This window comes from Ruegeria aquimaris, from assembly GCF_025751555.1.
Classification (GTDB): Bacteria; Pseudomonadota; Alphaproteobacteria; order Rhodobacterales; family Rhodobacteraceae; genus Ruegeria_B; species Ruegeria_B aquimaris.
Genome location: NZ_JAOWLB010000050.1, coordinates 1 through 4,359 on the forward strand (window position 1 = coordinate 1; position 4,359 = coordinate 4,359).

At 62.3% G+C, this 4,359-nt stretch carries 7 protein-coding genes; 4 read left to right on the forward strand and 3 right to left on the reverse strand.

From position 1 onward, the window contains the following. The coding region (locus OE747_RS24405; RefSeq protein WP_263831031.1) for an alcohol dehydrogenase catalytic domain-containing protein at positions 1-299 on the reverse strand (299 nt) is incomplete at its 3' end. A 129-nt stretch (positions 300-428) separates the two neighbouring features. Here OE747_RS24405 and OE747_RS24410 point away from each other — a divergent pair. The 3 genes from OE747_RS24410 (at position 429) to OE747_RS24420 (ending at position 2,091) form a co-directional block, all read left to right on the forward strand. Continuing rightward, positions 429-707: an I78 family peptidase inhibitor gene (locus OE747_RS24410; protein ID WP_263831032.1), complete on the forward strand. Its 279-nt coding sequence runs from the start codon at positions 429-431 to the stop codon at positions 705-707. A 74-nt stretch (positions 708-781) separates the two neighbouring features. Continuing rightward, positions 782-1,249: a DUF1203 domain-containing protein gene (locus tag OE747_RS24415; protein WP_263831033.1), complete on the forward strand. Its 468-nt coding sequence runs from the start codon at positions 782-784 to the stop codon at positions 1,247-1,249. A gap of 59 nt (positions 1,250-1,308) precedes the next feature. Beyond that, positions 1,309-2,091 (forward strand): sterol desaturase family protein, encoded by a 783-nt coding sequence (locus OE747_RS24420; protein ID WP_263831034.1) that lies wholly within the window; start codon positions 1,309-1,311, stop codon positions 2,089-2,091. Here OE747_RS24420 and OE747_RS24425 read toward each other — a convergent pair. Next, the gene (locus OE747_RS24425) at positions 2,075-3,004 is read right to left on the reverse strand and encodes an ABC transporter ATP-binding protein (protein ID WP_263831035.1); all 930 of its coding nucleotides are present in this window, start codon (positions 3,002-3,004) and stop codon (positions 2,075-2,077) included. The genes OE747_RS24420 and OE747_RS24425 overlap by 17 nt on opposite strands. 91 nt (positions 3,005-3,095) lie before the next feature. Here OE747_RS24425 and OE747_RS24430 point away from each other — a divergent pair, with 91 nt between their 5' ends. After that, entirely contained in the window at positions 3,096-3,275 is a 180-nt protein-coding gene (locus OE747_RS24430; protein WP_164128414.1) for a zinc-finger domain-containing protein, read from the forward strand. 92 nt (positions 3,276-3,367) lie between these two features. Here the strand turns inward: OE747_RS24430 and OE747_RS24435 are convergent, their stop codons facing one another. Then, positions 3,368-4,210 (reverse strand): sigma 54-interacting transcriptional regulator, encoded by an 843-nt coding sequence (locus OE747_RS24435; protein WP_404818360.1) that lies wholly within the window; start codon positions 4,208-4,210, stop codon positions 3,368-3,370. Positions 4,211-4,359: the final 149 nt, after the last annotated feature.

The following is a 4,359-nucleotide window of genomic DNA, read 5'->3' on the forward strand; positions in this document are numbered from 1 at the left end:
CTCAGACAATACTCGCACTGGCGGCATTCGGGGGTGTAGAGCGGGATCACATGGTCGCCGGGTTTGAGCGAGGTGACGCCGGGGCCGACCTCCAGCACCACACCCGCGCCCTCGTGACCCAGAATGGCCGGGAACAGCCCCTCGGGATCGGCGCCCGAGAGGGTGAACTCATCGGTGTGACAGATGCCGGTGGCCTTGATCTCGACCAGAACCTCACCGGCCTTGGGCCCTTCGAGGTTCACTTCCATCACTTCCAGAGGCTTGCCCGCCTCCAAAGCTACCGCCGCGCGCGTCCGCATATTCTCTATCTCCCTGTCAGGTCTTCATTTCCCCGGCCCAGGGACCGGGTTTCATCTATATTCGTTTCGTGTCAGGTTTTGACCGCACCTGACCACACGGAACCGACATTTGTCAAAAAGGGAACGCCAATGTACCGACTCGCCCCTGTTTTTCTCTTGCTCGCTGGCTGCGCCGACGCGGTTGAGGAAACGCCGGCTGCCGAACCGGCGGCGATCGACCTGAGTTTCTGCAAGGGCGAAGGACTGGAGGACATGATCGGTCAACCGGTCGCGGACAATATGGGGCGGCTGCCCGAAGGAACCCGGGTGATTGGCCCAGATACGCTGGTCACTCAGGATTACCGCCCCAACCGCCTGAACGTGACAACCGATGCCGCCGGTATCGTGACTGCTGTGACCTGCGGCTGAACCCGCAGGATCCGGGTCGCGGTAGCACCCGCACCCGCGCCATAGTCGGGAAACACCGCACAGGAGACCCCGACATGATCCGCATCACCGCCCTGCCCACCGACGAGGTTCGTGCCCTGCAATCAGGCCAGCCCGACGCCTATGGCAACCGGCCCGAGCACGCCGTCTCCGATGGGGCCGGCAACCCGTGCCGCCATTGCCTGCGCCAGATTCCCGAAGCAGCGGGCATGCTGAGCCTTGCCCACCGCCCTTTTGCCGCGCTGCACCCCTATGCCGAAACCGGGCCGATCTTTCTGTGTGCCGACCCCTGCACCCGCCATGTCGACGACGGCACCCTGCCCGAAGTTCTGACCAGTTCGCCCGACTACCTGATCAAGGGTTACGGGCAAAACGACCGGATCGTCTATGGCACCGGGCGGGTGGTGCCTACAGCGGAGCTGATGACGGCGGCAGAGGCGATCCTGTCGCGCGCCGACGTAGCCTATGTGCATGTGCGCTCGGCCCGCAACAACTGCTATCAGGCACGGGTCGATCGCGCCTGACCCGGTGACATCCCCGTCCCCGTCTGTAGACTGGCCACAAGGGGACGCAGGGGGCGCCTTTGGATACAGAGTTGATCCGTTTCGTGGTCGAGGAGTCGCTGCGCATCGTGCAGCGGTACCTCTTCTTTGCGGCTGGCGCCTTTGGCCTGTTCTACCATTTGCTGCGCCGTGTGATGTGGCCGCGCAAGATCCAGAAACGTTGGCCCCGGCTGACCGACTATGGCCGGGATCTGGTGTTTTCGCTCATCTCAGTGGGGATCTTTGCGGTGATCTCGTCGCTGATCTTCTTCGTGTTTCTAGATCATACCAATATCTACGGCGGATCGATGGGCAGCCGCGGCTGGGGCTATCTCGCCTTTAGCTTTGTCTGGATGCTGGTGTTGCATGACACCTATTTCTACTGGGTGCATCGGCTGATGCACACCCGGGCACTCTATCGCCACGTGCATCTCGTGCATCACCGATCGACCAACCCATCCCCCTGGACGGCCTATGCCTTTCACCCGATCGAGGCGGTGCTGGAGGTCGGCATCCTGCCCCTCATCGCCTTTACCCTGCCGGTGCATTGGGCGGCGGTGATGTATTTTTTCATCTTCCAGATCGCCTATAACGTCTATGGCCATCTGGGGTTCGAGCTCTACCCGCGCGAGTTCCACAAGCATTGGCTGGGCCGCTGGATCAACACCTCGGTCGCGCATAACCAGCACCACGGGCGGTTCACCGGGAATTACGGGCTGTATTTCCTGTTCTGGGACCGGATGATGGGCACGCTGCGCAGCGATTACGACGCCACCTACGAGGCCACGACCGCCAGGGCGGCATCTGTCACCGCGCCGAGGTAAGGGCGAGGAACACGTCCTCAAGATCCGCCTGCTCGGTGCGCACGTCGCGGATGTGGATACCGGCGGCGCGGACGGCAGCAAGAACGTCTTCGGCACTGGTCTGGCGGCTGTGATAACGCAGGACAAGCGTGCCGTCGGTGCGCGCCTCGGCCGCGATCCCCGGCCCCTGCGGCAGAACCGATACCGGGCCGTCAGGCTGAATCACCATCGCCCGCGCATCGAGCCGCCCCAACAGGTTTGCGGTGCTGTCGCGCGCCACCACGCTGCCCTGGTTGATGATGGCGATCTCGTCGCACATCTCCTGCGCCTCTTCCAGGTAGTGGGTGGTCAGGATGATGGTCATGCCCTCGGCATTCAGCTTGCGCACATTGGTCCAGAGCATCTGGCGCAGCTCGATATCGACCCCGGCTGTGGGCTCGTCCAGCACCAGAACCTGCGGCCGGTGCACCAGCGCCTTGCCCAACAACAGCCGCCGCCGCATGCCCCCCGACAGGGTCCGGGCATAGGCCTCGGCCTTGTCGCTCAGGCCCACCAGCGCCAGGATCTCGTCGCTCCAGCGCTGCGATTTCGGCACGCCGTAAAGTCCCGCCTGCACTTCGAGCGCCCCGCGCGGGGAAAAGAACGGATCCAGGTTCAGCTCCTGCGGCATCACCCCGATGGCGGCGCGCGACTGGCGCGGGTTCTGGTCCTGATCAAAGCCCCAGATCGTCACCTTTCCGGCGCTCTTGGTCACCAATCCCGCCAGGATGTTGATCAGCGTGGATTTCCCCGCCCCGTTCGGGCCAAGCAGGCCAAACACCGACCCACGCGGCACGCGCAGGTCGATCCCCTTGAGCGCCTGTTTCTCGGGTTGCCCGTGGCTGCCACGATAGGTCTTGGTCAGCCCCTCGATACGGATCGCGTCTTCGCTCATGCGCGGGTCTTGCTCCTGCTCGACTTGTCGCTCATAAACGCACCTAATCCATGTCCGCAGTGCCGACAACCTATAGAAGGGCCCTCAAGCGATGACCATCGAAGCGCCGGAAACCAAGATCGTCGAGAAAAGCCGCGTTGCCTGCGACGGGGGTGAAGGCGCATTGGGACACCCGCGCGTGTGGTTGCAGATCCCCGAGGATACCGGCTGGGTCGAATGCCCCTATTGCGATTGCAAATACGTGCTCAAGGGCAGCAAGGCCGAGGCCTGAAGCACCGCTCTGACCGCCAGAAGCCACAGTCGCACCACTGGCATCGCCCGGAACACGTGCGAGAGCACCGTCGAAATGCGCGCGTGTGTTGGCTAAATCGCCTCCCATTCCAGACCGAATTTACCAAGATACTTCCGCAACCGATCTGCGTCGTTCTGGGTCTTGCGTTTGCTCCGCGACACGGCAAACAAGGCGCGCCCGGCCGCGCTCAGGCTTGCAGAGGTCCGGCAGGTCCGGATCACATGGGCCAGTTGAACAAGGTCGAATGGGTCGACTTCGGAAACGGCATCGCCGATCAGACCCGCGACGAGCTTGAAGTCGTCATTGGATTGGGCAGATTTCCAATCTGCCTGAAGCCTTTCGATTTCGGTTGTGACCATCGCCCTCGTAATCCGTCCGCGCGGCGCAAGGGTGCACAAGCGACGGATCGAACCCGAGAAGTCACGGAAGTTTCCCGGCCATTGCGTCGCCGGGTCTTTGGCAAAATCCAGGTATTGCGCGCGCGCATCGGAGTTGAAGCCGACATATGTACCCAGATTTCGTTCGCAGCGATCCAGCTCATGCCGCAGATTCGCATCCATATCCTCGGTGCGGTGGCGCAGCGCGGGCAATGTGAAACTCCATGTATTCAACCGTGCCAGCAGATCCGGACGAAACTGCCCTGACGCCGTCAAGCTGCGCAGATCGCGGTTGGCCCCGGCGATCAGGTGAAACCGGCTTGAGATCTCATGGTCGGAACCCAGTGGATAGAACCGCCCGGTCTCTATGGCATGCAGAAGAACCGACTGCATGTTGGCATTCAGCTCATCGACATCATCCAGGAACAAGACACCGCCGTCGGCCTCTCGCAACAAGCCGCTCCGCTCGGTTCCTGCAACGCCAAGGTGGGAACGGCGCTGTCCGAACAACGTTGCCATGGCATCGGGTCCATTCAAGGTCGCGCAGTTAACATGAACCAGTCGACCTTTGATGCGACGCCGATTGAGCTTCAGACTGTGAATACGTTCGTGTCAACGGCGGCGCAATTTCCGGCCATTGGGCGGAGTAAAAGCGGACCACCTCGGTCGTGACCGGCGCCTTGGCA

Bases quoted from the DNA above. Each gene is read 5' to 3' on its own strand.
- OE747_RS24410 (WP_263831032.1), top strand. From the start codon at position 429: ATGTACCGACTCGCCCCTGTTTTTCTCTTGCTCGCTGGCTGCGCCGAC.
- OE747_RS24415 (WP_263831033.1), top strand. From the start codon at position 782: ATGATCCGCATCACCGCCCTGCCCACCGACGAGGTTCGTGCCCTGCAA.
- OE747_RS24425 (WP_263831035.1), bottom strand. From the start codon at position 3,004: ATGAGCGAAGACGCGATCCGTATCGAGGGGCTGACCAAGACCTATCGT.
- OE747_RS24430 (WP_164128414.1), top strand. From the start codon at position 3,096: ATGACCATCGAAGCGCCGGAAACCAAGATCGTCGAGAAAAGCCGCGTT.